18 protein-coding genes are annotated in these 18,550 nt (G+C 30.2%); 7 read left to right on the top strand and 11 right to left on the bottom strand.

Annotation, left to right across the window (positions count from 1 at the left end):
* The first annotated feature begins 17 nt into the window (after nt 1-17).
* Together Q4586_RS06175 and Q4586_RS06170 are read left to right on the top strand one after the other, a co-directional pair.
* Entirely contained in the window at nt 18-1,019 is a 1,002-nt protein-coding gene (locus tag Q4586_RS06175; RefSeq protein ID WP_303527387.1) for an AAA family ATPase, read from the top strand.
* A gap of 2 nt (nt 1,020-1,021) precedes the next feature.
* On the top strand, nt 1,022-2,353 hold the full coding sequence (locus Q4586_RS06170; protein ID WP_303527482.1) for a DUF58 domain-containing protein: 1,332 nt from the start codon (nt 1,022-1,024) through the stop codon (nt 2,351-2,353).
* 52 nt (nt 2,354-2,405) lie between these two features.
* On the opposite strand, the gene Q4586_RS06165 is transcribed toward Q4586_RS06170, so the two are convergent.
* From Q4586_RS06165 to Q4586_RS06155, 3 genes are read right to left on the bottom strand one after another with little or no spacing between them, the layout of a single operon-like run.
* Nucleotides 2,406-2,732, bottom strand: a complete 327-nt coding sequence (locus tag Q4586_RS06165) for a CCC motif membrane protein (RefSeq protein ID WP_068705538.1) — start codon at nt 2,730-2,732, stop codon at nt 2,406-2,408.
* A gap of 17 nt (nt 2,733-2,749) precedes the next feature.
* Entirely contained in the window at nt 2,750-3,043 is a 294-nt protein-coding gene (locus Q4586_RS06160; protein ID WP_068705540.1) for a DUF2752 domain-containing protein, read from the bottom strand.
* 5 nt (nt 3,044-3,048) lie between these two features.
* A complete protein-coding gene (locus Q4586_RS06155) occupies nt 3,049-3,372 on the bottom strand; it encodes a YbaB/EbfC family nucleoid-associated protein (RefSeq protein ID WP_303527380.1) in 324 nt (107 codons plus the stop codon).
* Nucleotides 3,373-3,445: 73 nt separating this feature from the next.
* Between Q4586_RS06155 and Q4586_RS06150 the strand changes: the two genes are divergently transcribed.
* The 3 genes from Q4586_RS06150 to Q4586_RS06140 all read left to right on the top strand — a co-directional run bounded on the left by Q4586_RS06150 (nt 3,446) and on the right by Q4586_RS06140 (nt 7,278).
* Nucleotides 3,446-5,608, top strand: coding sequence for a S9 family peptidase (locus Q4586_RS06150; RefSeq protein WP_438273381.1), 2,163 nt, complete (start codon nt 3,446-3,448; stop codon nt 5,606-5,608).
* A 112-nt stretch (nt 5,609-5,720) separates the two neighbouring features.
* Complete coding sequence (capA, locus tag Q4586_RS06145) at nt 5,721-6,719, top strand: cysteate synthase (RefSeq protein WP_068705544.1); 999 nt, start codon at nt 5,721-5,723, stop codon at nt 6,717-6,719.
* Nucleotides 6,720-6,843: 124 nt separating this feature from the next.
* Nucleotides 6,844-7,278, top strand: a complete 435-nt coding sequence (locus tag Q4586_RS06140; RefSeq protein ID WP_068705546.1) for a hypothetical protein — start codon at nt 6,844-6,846, stop codon at nt 7,276-7,278.
* 76 nt (nt 7,279-7,354) lie between these two features.
* Here the strand turns inward: Q4586_RS06140 and Q4586_RS06135 are convergent, their stop codons facing one another.
* The 6 genes from Q4586_RS06135 to Q4586_RS06110 form a co-directional block, all read right to left on the bottom strand.
* Nucleotides 7,355-9,592 carry a M1 family metallopeptidase gene (locus Q4586_RS06135; RefSeq protein WP_303527372.1) on the bottom strand — a complete coding sequence of 746 codons (2,238 nt, stop codon included), beginning with the start codon at nt 9,590-9,592 and terminating at the stop codon, nt 7,355-7,357.
* A 168-nt stretch (nt 9,593-9,760) separates the two neighbouring features.
* Nucleotides 9,761-11,881, bottom strand: coding sequence for a M1 family metallopeptidase (locus Q4586_RS06130; RefSeq protein ID WP_303527369.1), 2,121 nt, complete (start codon nt 11,879-11,881; stop codon nt 9,761-9,763).
* A 67-nt stretch (nt 11,882-11,948) separates the two neighbouring features.
* On the bottom strand, nt 11,949-12,440 hold the full coding sequence (locus tag Q4586_RS06125; RefSeq protein ID WP_303527366.1) for a DUF6702 family protein: 492 nt from the start codon (nt 12,438-12,440) through the stop codon (nt 11,949-11,951).
* A 33-nt stretch (nt 12,441-12,473) separates the two neighbouring features.
* Nucleotides 12,474-13,265, bottom strand: coding sequence for a carboxypeptidase-like regulatory domain-containing protein (locus Q4586_RS06120; RefSeq protein WP_303527364.1), 792 nt, complete (start codon nt 13,263-13,265; stop codon nt 12,474-12,476).
* Entirely contained in the window at nt 13,262-14,077 is an 816-nt protein-coding gene (locus tag Q4586_RS06115; protein WP_303527362.1) for a carboxypeptidase-like regulatory domain-containing protein, read from the bottom strand. The genes Q4586_RS06120 and Q4586_RS06115 overlap by 4 nt, the downstream gene beginning before the upstream one ends.
* Before the next feature lie 4 nt (nt 14,078-14,081).
* The gene (locus Q4586_RS06110) at nt 14,082-14,861 is read right to left on the bottom strand and encodes a carboxypeptidase-like regulatory domain-containing protein (protein ID WP_303527360.1); all 780 of its coding nucleotides are present in this window, start codon (nt 14,859-14,861) and stop codon (nt 14,082-14,084) included.
* 70 nt (nt 14,862-14,931) lie between these two features.
* On the opposite strand from Q4586_RS06110, the gene pepE reads away from it, so the two are divergent.
* The gene (gene pepE / locus Q4586_RS06105; RefSeq protein WP_303527358.1) at nt 14,932-15,639 is read left to right on the top strand and encodes a dipeptidase PepE; all 708 of its coding nucleotides are present in this window, start codon (nt 14,932-14,934) and stop codon (nt 15,637-15,639) included.
* Between the two features lie 184 nt (nt 15,640-15,823).
* Nucleotides 15,824-16,024 (top strand): hypothetical protein, encoded by a 201-nt coding sequence (locus Q4586_RS06100; protein WP_303527356.1) that lies wholly within the window; start codon nt 15,824-15,826, stop codon nt 16,022-16,024.
* Between the two features lie 169 nt (nt 16,025-16,193).
* On the opposite strand, the gene folD is transcribed toward Q4586_RS06100, so the two are convergent.
* Nucleotides 16,194-17,069: a bifunctional methylenetetrahydrofolate dehydrogenase/methenyltetrahydrofolate cyclohydrolase FolD gene (folD, locus tag Q4586_RS06095; protein WP_068705561.1), complete on the bottom strand. Its 876-nt coding sequence runs from the start codon at nt 17,067-17,069 to the stop codon at nt 16,194-16,196.
* Between the two features lie 72 nt (nt 17,070-17,141).
* Nucleotides 17,142-18,470: a signal recognition particle protein gene (gene ffh / locus Q4586_RS06090; RefSeq protein ID WP_068705563.1), complete on the bottom strand. Its 1,329-nt coding sequence runs from the start codon at nt 18,468-18,470 to the stop codon at nt 17,142-17,144.
* Between the last annotated feature and the right edge of the window lie 80 nt (nt 18,471-18,550).

The raw sequence follows: 18,550 nt of genomic DNA, 5'->3' as shown, positions 1-18,550 counted from the left end.
TAAAAGGATAAAAATTTATGAATACAGAAAATAATCCAACAGAAGAAAACGAACTATTTTCAAGCAGAATAGACTTGTCAAAGTTAAAAGAAGCGGTTGGTAAAATAAAAGAACAATTAGCAAAAGTAATTGTAGGGCAAGAAGAGTTTATTGAGCTGTTATTAGTTTCTGTATTGGCAGACGGGCATGTATTAATTGAAGGAGTACCTGGAGTTGCAAAAACAGTAACCGCAAAATTGTTAGCAAAAACAATAGCGACCGATTTTAGTAGAATTCAGTTTACACCCGATTTAATGCCTTCAGATGTTTTAGGAACGTCTGTTTTAAACATGAAAACTTCAAATTTTGAGTTTAAAAAAGGACCAATTTTTTCTAACATTGTTTTAATTGATGAGATAAACAGAGCGCCAGCAAAAACGCAAGCAGCTTTGTTTGAAGTAATGGAAGAAAAGCAAATTACTATGGATGGTGAACGTTATGTTATGAATCCGCCATTTATGGTTTTAGCAACCCAAAATCCAATAGAGCAGGAGGGTACTTATGCATTGCCTGAAGCACAGTTAGACCGTTTTTTATTCAAGATAAACGTTGGCTATCCGAATTTAGAAGAAGAAATTAAAATTATCACCGCTCATAATGACAGAAAAGGAGCATTGCCACAAACTAAAGTAAAAGCAGTTTTAACAGAAGCCGAATTATTAGAATACAGAAGTAAGGTTTTTGAAGTGTTGGTTGAAGAAAAAATAATAAAATACATCGCTCAATTAATATCAAATACACGTAATAACACACACTTATATTTAGGTGGTTCGCCAAGAGCTAGTATTGCCGTTTTAATGGCTTCAAAAGCTTTTGCAGCCATAAACGGACGTGATTTTGTGATTCCTGAAGATGTAAAAAAGAGTATTTATCCAGTATTACGTCATCGAATTATGTTAACGCCTGAACGAGAAATGGAGGGTATGACTACTGATAAGGTTATTGAAATGATTGTGCAATCTGTAGAAGTTCCAAGATAGTGATCAAGTTTTTTAAATCCCTATACATTCACAATCGCTTTTTTAGTTATATAAGCGTTTTTTCAGCATTGTTTTTAATATCGTTTTGGCTGCCTGTTATTTACAATGCAACATGGTTATTGGTATGGCTATTTTTAATAACCATGTGTATAGACCTAGTGATTTTATATCGATTTAAAAATGGATTTTCATCAAAACGTATAGTGTCAGATAAATTATCAAATTCTGATGAAAATGAAATAGCTATTACGTTAGAAAATAAGTATCCTTTTCAGGTTTTTATATCGTTGATTGATGAACTACCAACGCAGTTTCAAAAAAGAGATTTTGATTATAAAACAATGTTGCAATCTGCCGAAAAATCAACATTTACATACAGCGTTCGCCCTGTAGAAAGAGGTGTGTATAATTTCGGAAGCATACATGTTTTTGTTTCATCAATTTTACAAATTTTTTCCAGAAGATATACTTTTTCAGATGCTAATGACGTAAAAGTGTATCCGTCGTATGTTCAAATGAAAAAGTATGAATTTTTAGCGATGCACAATAATTTAACAGAATTTGGAATGAAAAAAATCCGTCGTATTGGACATACAATGGAATTTGAGCAAATTAAAAATTACATTCCAGGCGATGATGTGCGAAATGTAAACTGGAAAGCAACTGCCAAAAGAGGTGCCTTGATGGTAAATCAATATCAAGATGAAAAATCGCAGCCCATTTATTCAATTATCGATTTAGGACGTGTTATGAAAATGCCTTTTGAAGGATTAAGTTTGTTAGATTACGCAATAAATTCGGCCTTAGCTTTTTCAAATATAGCCTTATTAAAAAATGACAAAGCAGGAATGCTTACGTTTTCTAAAAATGTAGAAAAAATTATAGCAGCGAGTAATAAAAAAACAAATTTATCGGTAATTAATGAAGAGTTGTATAATATTACAACCAATTTTACTGATGCTAATTTTGCGTTGTTATATGCAACGATTAAAAGAAAAATAAATCAACGAAGTTTACTTATTTTATATACAAATTTCGAGCATATTTCAGCCTTAAAAAGACAGCTACCGTATTTAAAAGCAATCGCTAAAAAACATTTATTAGTAACGGTTTTCTTTGAAAACACTGAACTTGATAGTTTGGTAAATGAAAATTCGGAAGATTTACAAAGTATTTATCATAAAACAATAGCCGAAAAATATGCATTTGAAAAACGTTTAATTGTAAAAGAGTTAGAACGGAATAGTATTCACGCTATTTTAACCAAACCACAACAATTATCGGTAAACGTAATCAATAAATATTTAGAGTTTAAAGCAAAAGGAATGATATAAAAAAAGCAACCAAATTTGGTTGCTTTTTTTATGTTTATTTTCTAAGATAAAATTACTGCATGTTTTGTAATTGCTCTTGAAATAATTCAGGATTTTGTATTGTTTCTAACCCAAAATAAGCAATCATACCTATTATTAATATAAGATATAAAGCACTTAAAATAATACCTACAATAGCTAACATTTTACCTGTTTTAACATTCTTAATTCCATCGTATTCATCAGGATTATTAGCATGTAAAGTAGTAGCTTTTTTTGCTAAAACTAATGCAACGATTCCTAAAATTAACCCAATAAAACCGTAACAACAACATGATAGTATTGAAAGTATACCTAATACTAAAACCCCTGTTGAATTTGGTAATTTTTGTTTTTCCATAGTTTTTTTACTAAAATTTAAATTAATTGATTCATTTTTATAAAGTAACTTATTACAATAATAAGTACATTAATAACCGCCAATATACTAATTATTTTTTGCGCATATTTTACTTTATATAGTAAATTTACTACAATAAATACCGCTAAAATTAACAGTGTATAAATAGCTGGATACATTTTAAAAGCAGCAATAAATTCGCCATGCATAAGTAAACTTAAAGCACGTTGTGTACCACAACCTAAGCAATCAACTCCAAAAAGTTTTTTGTTTAAACAAGGCAGCATGTAATTATCTAATTGTAATAACATAGTATTTATTTAAACATATCCATTCCTGGAATATTTGGCATGCCATCTTTGGCAGCAATTGCTAATTCTTGTTCGTTAATTTCACCTGCTCTTTTTAAAGCTTTGTTAAGTGTTAAAACTAAATAATCTTCCAGTTCTTCTTTATCTTGTAGTAAACTTTTATTTATAGTAATAGCTTTAACCTCTCTATTAGCTGTAACAGTAATATTAAGAGCTCCATTGGCTGCACTTTCGTCAATTAAAACGGTGTTTAAACGGTTTTTAGTTTCTGCCACTTTTTTTTGGGCATCTTTTAATTTATTCATCATTCCTGAAATATCTCCAAACATATATCGTTATATTTTATAATATTAACTAACAAAAATAATATTTTCAAAAGAAAATTAATCAAACTAAATAAAAATGAAAAAATTAATGTTAACTGCTATAGCTTTTAGCCTTATTTTTGCTTCTTGCAAAAAACAAGAAATGAAGAAAGATATTATAGCTCCAGTTGCTGAAAAGCAACCAACAACTTTAGAAAAACATGGAGACAAACGCACTGATGATTACTTTTGGATGCGTTTAACAGATGCGCAAAAAAATGCGGATGTTAAAGATGAGCAAACTCAAAAAGTGTACGATTATTTAAATGCCGAAAACGCTTATTATGAAGAGCGAACTAAAGAAACAAAAGAGTTTCAGGAGCATTTATTTGAAGAAATGAAAGGGCGTATTAAAGAGGATGACCAATCAGTACCTTATAAAAGTAACGGTTATTTTTACATAACGCGTTTTGAAAAGGGACAACAATATCCTATTTATAGCCGTAAAAAAGAAACATTAAAGGCACAAGAAGAAATATTATTTAATGTAAATGATGAGGCAAAAGGTTTTGATTATTTTCAATTAGGAGGTTTAAGTATTTCACCAGATAATAAATTAGCAGCCTTTGCTACAGATACGGTAAGCCGTCGTCAATATTTTATCAGAATTAAAAATTTAGAAACAGGTAAACTGTATAAGGATATTATAGAAAATACCACTGGTGGATGTGTTTGGGCAAATGATAATAAAACATTATTTTATACAAAAAAGGATCCAGTAACCTTACGATCATCAAAAATATATAAACATGTATTAGGGTCAGACTCAAAATTAGATGAATTGGTTTTTGAAGAAAAAGATGAAACTTTTGGCGCTTTTGTAACAAAAACTAAATCTAAAAAATACATAGTAGTAGGTTCTTATAGTACGGTTTCAACAGAATATCAAGTTTTAAATGCTGATAATCCGAAGGAAGAATTAAGGATGATTCAACCTCGTGAGCGCGATTTAGAATATGATATTGCACATTACGAAGATCATTTTTATATTAAAACCAATAAAGACGGAGCAACAAACTTTAAGTTGATGAAAACTCCTGAAAATAAAACTGAAAAAGAAAATTGGGTAGATGTAATTCCGCATAGAGAAGATACTTTATTCGAAGATTTTTCAATTTTTAAAGATTATTTAGTTTTAGAAGAAAGAAACAATGGGTTAAATAAAATTCGTATCAAACGTTGGGATAACACAGCAGATTATTATTTACCTTTTGATGAAGAAACTTATTCGGCAGGTGTACACGGTAATCCTGATTTTGATACTGAAATTATCCGTTATTCATACAATTCGATGACGACTCCTAGCTCTGTAATTGATTTTAATATGAAAGATAAATCTAAAGAAGTCAAAAAAGAACAAGAAGTTTTAGGAGGTAAATTTGATAAAAATAATTATGTAAGTGAGCGTATTTGGGTAACTGCTCGCGATGGTAAAAAGGTAGCCTTATCAATTGTACATCATAAAAACACTAAGTTAACTAAAGATACGCCGGTTTTACAATATGCCTACGGATCATACGGACATACTATTTCAGACGGATTTTCAACAACGCGCTTAAGTTTGTTAGATAGAGGTTTTGTATATGCATTAGCGCACATCCGCGGAAGCGAATATTTAGGACGTGATTGGTATGAAGACGGTAAAATGCTTAATAAGAAAAATACTTTTAATGATTTTGTAGATTGCTCTAAATATTTAATAGATAACAATTATACATCACCAAAACATTTATATGCCATGGGAGGATCTGCTGGTGGATTATTAATGGGGGCGATTGTTAATATGACCCCAGAATTATATAACGGAATTATAGCAGCTGTGCCTTTTGTTGATGTAATTTCTACAATGTTAGATGATACAATACCATTAACAACAGGTGAATACGATGAGTGGGGAAATCCGAATGATAAGGAGTATTATGATTATATAAAATCATATTCTCCATACGATCAGGTTAAGGCTCAAAAATACCCAAATATGTTAATTACCACAGGGCTACACGATAGCCAAGTACAATATTGGGAACCTGCAAAATGGATTGCTAAACTTAGAGATGTAAAAACAGATGATAATATGCTTTTTTTACATACAAATATGGAAGCAGGTCATGGAGGAGCATCAGGAAGGTTTAACGCATTGAAAGAAACCGCAGAAGAATATAGCTTCTTTTTAATGTTAGAAGGTAAGTTAGAAAAATAATTATATTTTTGCACTCGATTTGAGTGTAAGCGTCATTGTAATAATGAGTAAATCTCAAAAAGATAAATTTGTGCTCATTGATACAATGACGCTTTCTTAGTTTTTAATAAAAATGAATAGACATAAAGGTATTACCAATTCAATTTTAGATTTAATAGGGCAAACCCCAATGATAAAGTTAGATAAAATTACTAAAGATTTTTTAGGAACTTATTACGCAAAAATTGAGGCTTTTAATCCAGGACATTCAGCTAAAGACAGGATAGCATTACATATTATAGAAAGTGCAGAAAAAAAAGGTATTTTAAAACCAGGAGATATAATTGTTGAAACAACATCAGGAAATACAGGTTTTTCAATAGCAATGATTAGTGTAATAAAAGGGTATAGATGTATTTTGGCAGTAAGTGATAAATCATCACAAGACAAAATTGATATGCTAAAATCAATGGGAGCAGAGGTGCATGTTTGCCCTGCATATGTTGCTGCTGATGATCCTCGTTCATATTACGAAGTAGCCAAAAGATTGCACAAAGAAAACCCAGGTTCTATTTATATTAACCAGTATTTTAATGAGTTAAATATTGAAGCGCATTACAAAAGTACAGGTCCCGAAATTTGGAAACAAACCAAAGGTAAAGTTACACACGTTGTTATTGCTAGTGGAACAGGAGGAACTATTTCAGGGACTGGTAAGTATTTAAAAGAAAAAAATCCGAAGATAAAAGTGTTAGGAGTTGATGCCATTGGGTCGGTATTAAAAAAGTACCACGAAACAGGTGCTTTTGATGAGAATGAAATTTCACCCTATAAAATAGAAGGACTAGGTAAAAATTTAATTCCAACCGCAACTGATTTTGATGTTATTGATGTTTATGAAAAAGTATCAGATAAAGCAGCAGCTTTTAAATCAAGAGAGTTGGTAAAAACAGAAGGGTTGTTTTGTGGATATACATCGGGGGCTGTTTTGCAAGCTACTCAGCAATATGCAGCTAAAGATTATTTTGATAAAGATAGTGTAGTAGTTGTCATTTTACCAGATCATGGCTCGAGATATATGAATAAAATTTATTCAGATGCTTGGATGAAAGAGCAAGGTTTTTTAGAGTAGTTTTTATTTGGGTAACATAGTATCTTTTGTTTTTATAATAAGTATAATTTTTTATTTAATAAAACGTTATTCTTTCTAATTAGAATCAAATATATTTATAGCAAACTTTTAAACCCTAATATTTATGAAAAAACTATTTTTTATAGCAACGTTATTTCTTTCTGTTGCTTCGTATTCACAAATTGAATTTATTGAAACAGCAAAGATTGAAATTGTTGGTAGAGTAGAGTTTGTTTACCTAGAAAAATTAGGAGACGAAGCTTATAACTTATTTTACAAGAATATTAATAACCCTATTAATGAATATGTGTCTTTTACATTTAAAAATGTAGACAATGATGCAGATAAGCTACATGAAATTATGACAAGAGGTTTTTCTGAAGCAGCAGGACATAAGTACCAAATAAAAGCAAATGGAGATGTAGTTTATTTAAAATATGAAAGAGATGAGGGAGAAATTAAATTACAAATTGAACAATATGTAAGTAGAGATCCAGACGTTCTTACTGAGTCTAAATTATTAACATTAGAAGAAATTAATAAGTTATTTAGAAAATAATAAAACCAACAAAATTTATATATAAATAAAAACCCGCTTTTTACAGCGGGTTTTTTATATAAACGAGTATAATTTATTAATTTCTTACTTTACTCTTAAACTTATCAAACTTATTTGTTGTTTTCTTAGGCCAACTATTGTTTGCTGTATCTATATCCGCAGTTTCTAAATCTGGATCAACAACAATACTTTTAACTTCTTTTTGTGAAGTAAAAACTCTAAATACTTTGGCATCATTTTTCATCCAAATTTGAGCAGGGAAAGTTTCACGCTTTTTGGTACCATCAACATAAGTTAATTCTACAATAATTGGCATTGGTAAACCTCCTGGCTTTTCAAATTCAACTTGATACATGTATTTAGGAATTTCTTTTAAATTAGCCTTTTTATCAGCAGATAACCCATCAACATATTTTTTTACTCCAGATGCATTCGCATTTTCTTTTTTATCCGTTAAATAAACTAACTCTCCTAAAGAATCAAAATAAGCTTTAGCTCTTGGATTTGTTTTAATTATTTCTTTTACTCTATCAGATTTTTTATCTGTAAGATATAAAGGTTTAACTTCTTTTATTCCGATATCTGAATAATCAGTTGTGTAAAACCATCCTCTCCAAAACCAGTCTAAATCCATTCCAGAAGCATCTTCCATTGTTCTGAAAAAATCAGCTGGAGTAGGATGTTTAAACATCCATCTTTTAGCGTACGTTCTAAAAGCGTAGTCAAATAATTCTGGCCCCATAATTGTTGTACGTAACATGTATAAACCAGCTGCGGGTTTAGTATAGGCATTAGGACCAAAGTTTTTTACATAATCACCTTGCGACATGATCGGGCTTAATTTACTTTGATCTAAACTCATATACCTTACAATATCCTTAGGTAGGTTACCAGTATTAAAGTTTGGGTCATAATCTAATTCTGCTAAAATTTCAACAAATGAATTTAAACCTTCATCCATCCATGTCCATTGACGTTCATCAGAATTTACAATCATAGGGAAAAAGTTGTGCCCTACTTCATGTGTAATTACACCAATCATTCCGTTTTTTACTCTGTCAGAGTAAGTTCCATCTGCATTTGGTCTACCGTAGTTAAAACAAATCATAGGGTATTCCATACCTTGTCTTTTGGCATGTACAGAAATTGCTTTTGAGTATGGGTAATCGAATGTCATTTTAGAATATTCCTCTAATGTGTTAGCAACAACTCTTGTTGAGTGTTCTTCCCATAATGGATTTCCTTCTTTAGGGTATAGTGAAACAGCCATAATGTTTTTACCATTAATTTTAACAGCCATTGCATCCCAAATATACTTTCTAGATGAAGCAAACGCATAATCACGTACATTATTTGCTTTAAAGTGCCATGTTTTTGTTTTTGATGAACGTCCTTTTTCAGCTTTTTCAGCTTCTTCTTGTGTTACAATAAAAACAGGGTCTTTATACGATTTTCTAGCTTTTTCCCAACGTTTGCGTTGTTCTTTAGTTAAAACATCTTTTTCGTTTTGTAATTCACCAGTTGCATCAACAATATGATCAGCAGGTACTGTTAATTTAACATCATAATCTCCAAATTCTAAAGCCCATTCACTACGACCCCAAAATTGCATGTTTTGCCATCCCTCTACGTTATCATAGACAGCTAAACGAGGAAAGAATTGAGCGATTGTATAGTTTTTATTTCCATCAGGAAATAATTCAAAACCTGAACGACCACCATCATCAACAGAGTTATTGATTAAATAATTCCATTTAATACTAAATTTAAAAACCTCACCAGGTGCAAGTGCTTTTGGTAGGTTAATACGCATCATTGTACGGTTAATAGTGTGTGATAAATCAGTACCATCAGCATTCTTTACTTCTTCTATTTTGTAACCAAAATCTTTTGGTTTTCCCATGTTGTCGGTAACAAATTTTTCAGGTGTTTGAAAACCGTTAGCTCCTTTAGACTCTGCTAATGGAGTTTTAGAGTCAGGAGCACGCATGTTTTGATCTAATTGCACCCACAAGTAGTCTAACTGATCATTAGAGTTATTATGATATGTAATAGTCTCATCACCATATAATTTATTTGAAGCTTCATCTAAACGTAAATCCATTACATAATCAACTTTTTGTTGCGTATATGCATGACCAGGTGCACCAGAAGCGGTATGTTGATCGTTAGGAGTAGCTAATACATCTTTTAACTGACGAAACTTGTTTTGATCGATGTGACCTTTTTGTGGTTCATTTTTTGGTGCTTCTTGTGCAAAAATAGATGCAGATACAAAAAGAGCAGAAAATAGTAGTGTTGAGTACTTTCTCATTGTTTGTTTAATTGAGTTTTATAATATTTGGAAAGTTACTAAATTTTGTGAAAGAGAGAAGATGATTTGTTAAAGTTTTAACAAATCTTTATCTTTTTTATTTAAATATGTAAACAAAAAAAGCGACACAGTTTTTTTGTGTCGCTTATATTTTTCGATAAAAGAAGATTATCCTTTTACTTTACGCTTGAATTTGTCAAATTTAGTTGCTCTTTTTTTAGGCCAGCTATTATTCGAGGTATCTACATCGGCAGTTTCTAAATCAGGATCAATAGTTATGTTTTGTATTTGTTTTGATGAAGAAAACACTTTAGTTATCTCTTTATCATTATATCTCCAAATTTGAGCTGGATATGTTTTTCTTTCTTTTGATCCGTCTTTATATGTAAACTCAACAATAATAGGCATTACTAATCCACCTGGTTTATTGTAAGTAATTTCATAATGATATTTACTTTGTTTTTTAGAAAAACCTAATCCATTACTCGTGTCTTCAATAAAGTTTACTGATGCATCTTTATTTTTAGTTGTATAGAATTTTTTAACACCTTTTACACCAATATCAGTAACATCGGTTGTGTAAAACCATCCTCTCCAAAACCAATCTAAATCCATTGCCGAGGCATCTTCCATCGATCTAAAGAAATCGGCAGGAGTAGGGTGTTTAAATTTCCATCTTTTGGCGTAAGTAGCAAAAGCATGATCAAATAATTCTTTACCCATTATGGTTTCTCTTAATATCCATAAGGCAGTAGCAGGTTTACCATAGGCATTGTTACCAAAACTATACACATTATCTCCTTTAGACATAATTGGTGCAATTCTTGATTGATCACCACTCATATACTTTACAATATTTTTCGGATACCCTCGTGTAATAGGAAAATCTTTATCGTAATCTAATTCAGCTAACATCTCCATATAAGAGTTTAAACCTTCATCCATCCATGTCCATTGGCGTTCATCTGAATTTACAATCATCGGAAAAAAGTTATGACCAACTTCGTGAATGGTAACTTTAACCATTCTATATTTTATTCTGTCTGAATATCCTCCATCTGGAAGATCTGGTCTTCCTGGATTGAAACATATCTGTGGATATTCCATTCCCATTTGCCCATCAACAGAAATTGCTTTATGATATGGATAATCAAAAGTGTATCTAGAATACGTTTTTAACGTTTGTGCTACAGCTCTTGTAGAATGATCTCCGTATAATGGATTTGCTTCTTTTGAGTATAAAGATTCTGCCATTACGGTTTTACCGTTAATGTCAACAGCCATTGCATCAAAAATAAATTTTCGTGAAGTTGCAAAAGCATAATCTCTTACGTTTTCGGCATAAAATTTCCAAGTTTTTGTTTTTTTAGAACGATTTTTCTCAATTTTTTCAGCCTCTTTTTGAGTTCTAATAATCACTGGATTATCAAACGTTTTTTTAGCTTTTTCAATTCTTTTTAATTCAGTTTTAGAAAAAACATCTTTTGGGTTTTGTAAAACTCCAGTTGCACCTAACATATGATCGGCCGGTACGGTTATATTTACGTTAAAGTCTCCAAATTCTAAAGCAAATTCACTTCTTCCCCAAAACTGATCGTTTTGCCATCCTTCTACATTATCATACACACACATACGAGGATAAAATTGTGCGATTACGTAATTGTTGTTTCCATCTTTAGGAAAATGTTCGTAACCAGATCTTCCTCCTTGGGTTCTGTGGTTATTGATGTTATACCACCAAGAAATATTAAATTTAAATGTTGCGCCAGATGCTAATGGTTGCGCTAAATTAATACGCATCATTGTTTGATTAATGGTATATGATAATTTACTTCCGTCTGTATTAGTTACGCTCGTAATTTTAAAGCCACCATCAAAAGCCTTTTCAGGGAAAGCTCTATCATAAAAACGTTTTGGTAATTTTTTACGAATTTTTGTTGGAGCAATATCTGGTGTTTTAGAATCTGCTGCACGCATGTTTTGATCTAATTGTACCCATAAATAGGTTAGTTCATCAACAGAGTTGTTGTGATAAGTAATTGTTTCGTTACCAGATATACTACGTTTATCGTCATTTAAAACAATATCCATCGTGTAGTCAACTTTTTGTTGGGTATAATCTTTCCCAGGAGCCCCAGAAGCTGTGTGCTGGTTATTTGGTGTTGGTAGTTCTTGTTTTAATTGTCGAAATTTGTTTTGATTCGTGTGTCCTTCTTTAGTAATTTGTTGAGCAAAGGCAGAGGTTGCTATTAAGAAAAGAGAAAAAACGAATAAAATAGTTTTTTTCATTATGTATAAAGTTGTTGTTAAATAGGTTTTAAATGTAAGGATAAGATGTTGCTTTTGTTAATAAATGTTAAAATTTTAACAAACCTTTATCATTTTTTTTATCTAAAAATAGGCTTTTACGAGTTTTTTTTATTGAAGCCTTAATTAAGTTTTGTTGTTCTGGAAAATGGTTTATTAAAACATCATTTTTTATTTCAAGAGTATTTAAACTAGCAACGTTTTCTATTTCTAAATAAAAATATACTATATCTCCATCGTATTCTTTTCCTATAAAACGATATTCTACTTTTTTATTATTGATGCTAACTTTAAAATGTTTTTTTAAATAAGTTATAAAGAGTTCATCTACTTTTTTTAACTCATTTTTTGTAGTTAGTTGTAGGTTAACATTATAATCTTCATTTATAGCCTTTTCAATATCATCCATAAAAACATTCATAATCATTTGTACAGATTGTGTTGTTTTTTTGTATGCTATTTCAGTTAATGAAATGTAATATTTATGAACACTAAATGAAAAGAGTGGAAGTATAAATAAAAGTAGAATTAATTTTTTCATAATTTTTAAATAACCAATTATTGCGCCAAAATACTAATTATAATCGCTTGAATATAATTTTTTAAATGCTTCAGATTTATTTTTCAAGAAAAGAATCATGTTTATTTCACTTGAGTTATAAATTTGATTAAATTTTTTGTCATTGGTACAAAAATAAATGAACTTATAAACGTCAGATTTTTTGATGTTGTACTCTTTTACTATATGTTTCGAGTAGGTGTTTTTTATTTTAGTTACTTTTATTTCTAAACTTTCAATTGTTTTCAATTTTCGAAGTTTTGTTATTCTTCCCGAAATACTATTTAATATATAGTCTACAGAAACTGAGGTTAATCCTATTGGATGACTACCTCCCATGGCGGTATGTAATTTTCTTTCGGCAGGAGTCATTATTTTTGAACCGGCAAATGGTAGTTTTAATGTTTTTGCATTAATTTCTTTTTCGGTTTTAATGTTTTTACTATCAGAAGTTAAGTAGCCTAATAAATTATTTTTTTTTAAGTTCACTTCATCTAACTCATAAGCTATTTTTAATAAGTTAAAAGTATTTTTGTGTATGCTAAAATGATTTTCGGTTACTTTAAAAATTGTTGTTTTATAGCCCACAAATGATATTTGTATAGCATCATTTTTTTTAGCTAAAATTCTAAATTCACCACTTTCATTGGTGAAAGTACCTTGTTTTGTAGATAAATTTATTACGTGCGCATTGTAAACCGCTCCAATTTTATCTTTAACATCAGCATATAAAAATTTTCGATGTTTTTGAGCAAACATCGTTAAAAATGAAAATAAAAAAATAAAAAAGAGTAATTGTTTTATCATTCGGGTAAATTTATAATCTTTAAATAACTTTTGCTTTCTTGTTTTAATATTTTTATTACCAGTAATACGTTTCCTTTTTTATAAAGGTTTTCTATATCTAACGGATTGCAATATTCTAAAAAGTGATAATATTTTTCTTTTGGGATTTTTAAATCTACAAAAAAGAATTTTTTACCAAATTCTGAAATTAACATTTTAGGAAATGCTTCTTTAAATTTAATTTCTTTTCTTAATCTCCTTTTTGCGGCACCATATTGATCAATGCCTTCAGTATAACCGACTCCAATCCCTCCAAATTTAGCAGTAGGATCGGTTTGTTTTTGCATGTTTGGAGCTTTAGAGCGATCAATGGCATCAATTTGGCTAATAACCTTTTCTTCAAAATTTATCATTGAAAAATCTAAAGCACTTTCTGATCTATCTTTTCCAATATTTTTAGGTGTTTTTTTTGCGTCAATAGTTAAAGCTCCTATTAAATTGTGTTTTTTTAAAATTATTTCATTTAACTCAATAACTTCTTTATTTAAATGAATGGTATTTTCAAACAATCCGAAATGTTTTGTTGTTACCTTAAAAACTGTAGTTTTATAACCTACAAACGATATCTGTAAACAATCGGTTGTTTTTGCTAAAATCCTGAACTTTCCTTCTTGATTTGTAAAAGTTCCTTGTTCTGTATTAAGGTTTATTATATGTGCATTATATACAGCGCCTAATTTGTCTTTTAAAGTAGCATATAAAAATTTTCTTTTTTTTTGTGAAAAGGTTTTTAAAGAAATGCATATAAAAATTAAAAGTAGTAGTTTTTTCATATGCTTATTTTTGAGTAAGACGTGTGTTTTCTTTATTTAAAAGAGATGAAGCGTTTTTACTGTTATCTAATAAAACCGTGGTAAGCTCTAAAAATTTATCTTTTTTATATAAATTAATAATACCTTTTGTAATGCAAAATTCTAAAAACGGATTAATGTTTTCTTTTGTTATTTTTAATTGATTTATAAAAAAGCCATCAGTAAAGTGTTTTCTTATTTTGGCAATATTCTTATCCTCAGTTTGTAATTTTTTTAATAATTTTTTTTGTTTAGTTTTTCCGTTTAAAGTGTTTAAAAACCCAGTTAAATTAACCGAAACTCCTGATTTAATGCTGATTGTTTTTTCGTTGTTTGCTTTTTTTGTATTTGCATAAGGTAGTTTTAATGTTTGTGCATTAACAACAGGACCTTTATAAATAAGTATATCTTTATCTACCTCAAAAATTCCTTTCTTTTTTTTTAGAACAACTTCATCTAACATATAAGTTTTACTATCTAAATAAATATTGATTTGTATAGATTTTAAATTATCAGCAGTAATAATATGTTCTTTATACTCGACATTTAAATGAGAAATAATTAACACATCTCCTTTGGTAGCTAAAATTTCAAAAAAACCATCCTTGTTTGAAATAGTACCTAAATCAAGTTTAGTGTTAATGATATGTACATCTTGTATGGCTACACTGTCTAAATAAACAGTACCTGTGATAATTTTAGGAGTAGTTTGTGCAGTAACTATTACGGTTATCAAGTTGAATATTATAAATAAAATCTTCTTCATATTACAAATAAACCACCTATTGGTCTTAAAAATGTTTTAAAAGGATGGTAAATTTTTGTTAATTTGATGTATGAAAAAAATAATTATAGCCAGTACATCAACAATTCACGGAAGTGGATATTTAGAATATATATTGCCAACTCTTGCTACTTTTTTTAAAGAAGCTAATACTATTTTATTTATTCCGTACGCACGACCAGGCGGAATTAGTTATGACGAATACACAGCTATTGCTAAAAAAGCCTTTGCTACCATTGGTAAAGATGTAAAAGGAATTCATGAATTTGAAAATCCGAAGGAAGCATTACAGCAAGCTGATGGAGTTTTTACTGGTGGAGGAAACACGTTTGAGCTGGTAAATCAATTATATAAAAATAACGTAATCGATATTTTAAAAGAAACTATTGAAAAAGGTACTTCATATTTAGGAACCAGTGCAGGTAGTAATATTTGTGGTGTAACTATGATGAATACTAATGATATGCCAATAGTGTATCCGCCAAGTTTTAAAACGCTGGGACTTATTCCTTTTAACATTAACGCACATTATTTAGATCCTATCAAAGGATCTACGCATATGGGAGAGACTCGTGAAACTAGAATTAAAGAGTACCATGTATTTAACAAGACTTCAGTTTTAGGTTTACGTGAAGGAAGTTGGCTAGCAGTAAACGATAAGTCGATTGTATTAAAAGGAAATTTACCTGCACGACTATTTAAAAAAGATACAGCTCCTACAGAAATAGTAACTGAAACAGAAATAAGCACGTATTTTTAAGTTGATAATTAAACTGTGGTTATTTTGTAAGTTTCTCTAAAATTATTAAAATCAATTTTTTATGAAAAATAATTTACTGCTAATTATTGCTTTATTTGTTGTCTTTAACAACATTTTATCAATTTGATTATAATGTAAGTAAAGAGTAATGGTACTGCTGTGCAGGATTTAAATTTAAAAGAAGATGGAAGTCAATCAGACAGTATCCCGACAATATAATAAAGATAGTTTAAATTGGTATGTGCATTATTACAGCGCTAAGCAAGCTACACCAAATGGAACCGAATATTTTTCACGAATAACTTTTTATGACATTAATAAAAAAGGGTATAAATGGATTGGCGAATGGGTAGATAAAACAGGAAAAGTAGTTTTTCCTTTTTAGAAAATATCCTGTGTTAAATGAAAAAAGAGAGAATAAATATTCTCTCTTTTTTTATAATATATTTCCCCCAAAATATATTACATGTGTGTTATATTGCTAATTTATAGGTTTTTAATTGTTTTAAATTGTAAAAAATCGTAATCCTACAAAATTAATAGGTTTTGTTAATTTATGCCGACCTTTTACAGGCAAGTAGTGTGTTTTTTAGCAACATAGCTATAGTCATTGGTCCTACACCACCAGGAACCGGTGTTATAAATGCTGATTTTTGAGCAACTTCGTTAAAAGCAACATCACCAACTAAACGAAATCCACGTTTTTTAGAAGGATCTGCTACACGGGTAATACCTACATCAATTACGGTTACATCTTCTTTAACCATATCAGCTTTTAAAAATTCAGGAATTCCTAAGGCAGCAATAATAATATCGGCTTGTAAAGTAATTTCTTTTAAATTTTTAGTTCTACTATGGGTTAAGGTAACAGTGGCATTACCAATAGTTCTTTTTTGACCTAATAAAATACTCATAGGGCTACCTACAATATGGCTACGACCAATAACCACCACGTGTTTTCCTGATGTTTCAACTTTGTAACGATCTAATAATTCTAATATTCCGAATGGAGTTGCAGAAATAAAAGTAGGTAAGTTTAAAGCCATTTTACCAACATTTGTTGGATGAAATCCATCTACATCTTTATCAGGGTTTACAGCCATTAATACTTTTTGTTCATCAATATGGTCGGGTAGTGGTAATTGTACGATAAAGCCATCAATATCATTGTCAATATTTAAAATAGCAATTTCATTTAATAATTCTTCTTCAGTAGTTTCTTCAGGTAATCTAATTAAAGAAGATTCAAATCCTACACGATCACAGGCTTTTACCTTGGCATTAACGTAGGTTAAACTAGCACCATCATTACCAACAATAATTGCTGCTAAATGCGGTGTTTTTTTGTCGTTGTTTTTTAACTCTAATACTTCAAGAGCTATTTCTTCTTTAATATCTGCAGATGTTTTTTTACCGTCTAGTAAAATCATTTTATTGTTGTGTTGGTTGTTGTTAACAGTTGTATATATAAAAAAAGAGAAGCCACAGCTTCTCTTTATGAATTATCTCATTCCTTTCATCATTTGCATCATTTTTCTTCCACCACCACCTTGCATCATCTTCATCATTTTGCTCATCTGATTAAATTGCTTCATCAGTTGATTTATTTCCTGAACAGAGGTACCAGATCCTTTTGCAATTCTTTTTTTACGACTTGCGTTTATGGATGATGGGGTACTTCTTTCATGCGGAGTCATAGATTGTATAATTGCTTCAATACCTTTAAAGGCATTATCATCAATATCAACATCTTTTAAAGCTTTACCAGCACCAGGAATCATACCTACTAAATCTTTCATGCTTCCCATCTTTTTGATTTGTTGAATTTGACTTAAAAAGTCATCAAAACCAAACTGATCTTTTGCAATTTTCTTTTGTAGTTTTCTGGCTTCATTTTCGTCGTATTGTTCTTGAGCACGTTCTACTAACGAAATAACGTCTCCCATTCCTAAAATACGATCGGCCATACGATCTGGATAGAATACATCAATAGCATCCATTTTTTCACCAGTACCAATAAATTTAATTGGTTTATCTACTACCGATTTAATGGTTAGTGCGGCTCCACCACGAGTATCACCATCTAATTTGGTTAATACTACACCATCAAAATTTAAAATATCATTAAAGGCTTTTGCTGTGTTTACGGCATCTTGCCCTGTCATAGAATCTACAACAAATAAAGTTTCTTGTGGTTTTACAGCTTTGTGAATGTTAGAAATTTCTGTCATCATTTCTTCATCAACAGCTAAACGACCTGCGGTATCAATAATAACTACATTTTTACCGTTTGCCTTCGCATGTTTAATTGCGTTTTCAGAAATTTCAACAGGATTTTGGTTTCCAACTTCAGCATATACTTCTACACCAATTTGCTCACCAACAACTTGTAACTGATTAATAGCGGCAGGACGATATACATCACAACCAACTAATAAAACCTCTTTAGATTTTTTTGTTTTTAAGAAGTTAGCCAATTTACCAGAAAAAGTAGTTTTACCAGATCCTTGTAAACCAGACATTAAAATTACGCTAAGTGAACCTCCTAAATTAATACCAACAGTGTCTCCACCCATTAATTCGGTTAACTCATCTTTAACTAATTTTACCATTAATTGCCCAGGGTTTAACGTAGTTAATACGTCTTGTCCTAAAGCTTTTTGTTGTACTCTTTTGGTAAAATCTTTAGCAATTTTAAAGTTAACATCGGCATCTAATAAAGCTCTACGAACTTCTTTTAGCGTTTCAGCAACGTTAACTTCGGTAATTTTTCCGTGTCCTTTAAGCGTATGTAACGCTTTATCTAACTTTTCACTTAAATTATTAAACATGTATCGGCTTCATTTTTAGAGGCACAAATATAATAATTTAGTTGTTAGTTAGGTAGTTTTTTTATAAGCAGTTTTAGAAT

Origin of the sequence: Tenacibaculum soleae, from assembly GCF_030549005.1 — a bacterium.
In the GTDB taxonomy this organism is placed as follows: domain Bacteria; phylum Bacteroidota; class Bacteroidia; order Flavobacteriales; family Flavobacteriaceae; genus Polaribacter; species Polaribacter soleae.
The sequence above is the reverse complement of the archived record's forward strand: the minus strand, read 5'-3'. Positions and strand labels throughout refer to the sequence as shown.

What these genes read in the sequence shown, in the direction of transcription:
- Q4586_RS06120 (WP_303527364.1), bottom strand. Translation starts at nt 13,265, where the DNA reads ATGATAAAACAATTACTCTTTTTTATTTTTTTATTTTCATTTTTAACG.
- Q4586_RS06115 (WP_303527362.1), bottom strand. Translation starts at nt 14,077, where the DNA reads ATGAAAAAACTACTACTTTTAATTTTTATATGCATTTCTTTAAAAACC.
- Q4586_RS06125 (WP_303527366.1), bottom strand. Translation starts at nt 12,440, where the DNA reads ATGAAAAAATTAATTCTACTTTTATTTATACTTCCACTCTTTTCATTT.
- folD (WP_068705561.1), bottom strand. Translation starts at nt 17,069, where the DNA reads ATGATTTTACTAGACGGTAAAAAAACATCTGCAGATATTAAAGAAGAA.
- Q4586_RS06130 (WP_303527369.1), bottom strand. Translation starts at nt 11,881, where the DNA reads ATGAAAAAAACTATTTTATTCGTTTTTTCTCTTTTCTTAATAGCAACC.
- Q4586_RS06140 (WP_068705546.1), top strand. Translation starts at nt 6,844, where the DNA reads ATGAAAAAACTATTTTTTATAGCAACGTTATTTCTTTCTGTTGCTTCG.
- Q4586_RS06100 (WP_303527356.1), top strand. Translation starts at nt 15,824, where the DNA reads ATGGAAGTCAATCAGACAGTATCCCGACAATATAATAAAGATAGTTTA.
- Q4586_RS06165 (WP_068705538.1), bottom strand. Translation starts at nt 2,732, where the DNA reads ATGGAAAAACAAAAATTACCAAATTCAACAGGGGTTTTAGTATTAGGT.
- Q4586_RS06160 (WP_068705540.1), bottom strand. Translation starts at nt 3,043, where the DNA reads ATGTTATTACAATTAGATAATTACATGCTGCCTTGTTTAAACAAAAAA.
- Q4586_RS06135 (WP_303527372.1), bottom strand. Translation starts at nt 9,592, where the DNA reads ATGAGAAAGTACTCAACACTACTATTTTCTGCTCTTTTTGTATCTGCA.
- pepE (WP_303527358.1), top strand. Translation starts at nt 14,932, where the DNA reads ATGAAAAAAATAATTATAGCCAGTACATCAACAATTCACGGAAGTGGA.
- Q4586_RS06155 (WP_303527380.1), bottom strand. Translation starts at nt 3,372, where the DNA reads ATGTTTGGAGATATTTCAGGAATGATGAATAAATTAAAAGATGCCCAA.
- Q4586_RS06110 (WP_303527360.1), bottom strand. Translation starts at nt 14,861, where the DNA reads ATGAAGAAGATTTTATTTATAATATTCAACTTGATAACCGTAATAGTT.
- capA (WP_068705544.1), top strand. Translation starts at nt 5,721, where the DNA reads ATGAATAGACATAAAGGTATTACCAATTCAATTTTAGATTTAATAGGG.
- ffh (WP_068705563.1), bottom strand. Translation starts at nt 18,470, where the DNA reads ATGTTTAATAATTTAAGTGAAAAGTTAGATAAAGCGTTACATACGCTT.
- Q4586_RS06150 (WP_438273381.1), top strand. Translation starts at nt 3,446, where the DNA reads ATGAAAAAATTAATGTTAACTGCTATAGCTTTTAGCCTTATTTTTGCT.
- Q4586_RS06175 (WP_303527387.1), top strand. Translation starts at nt 18, where the DNA reads ATGAATACAGAAAATAATCCAACAGAAGAAAACGAACTATTTTCAAGC.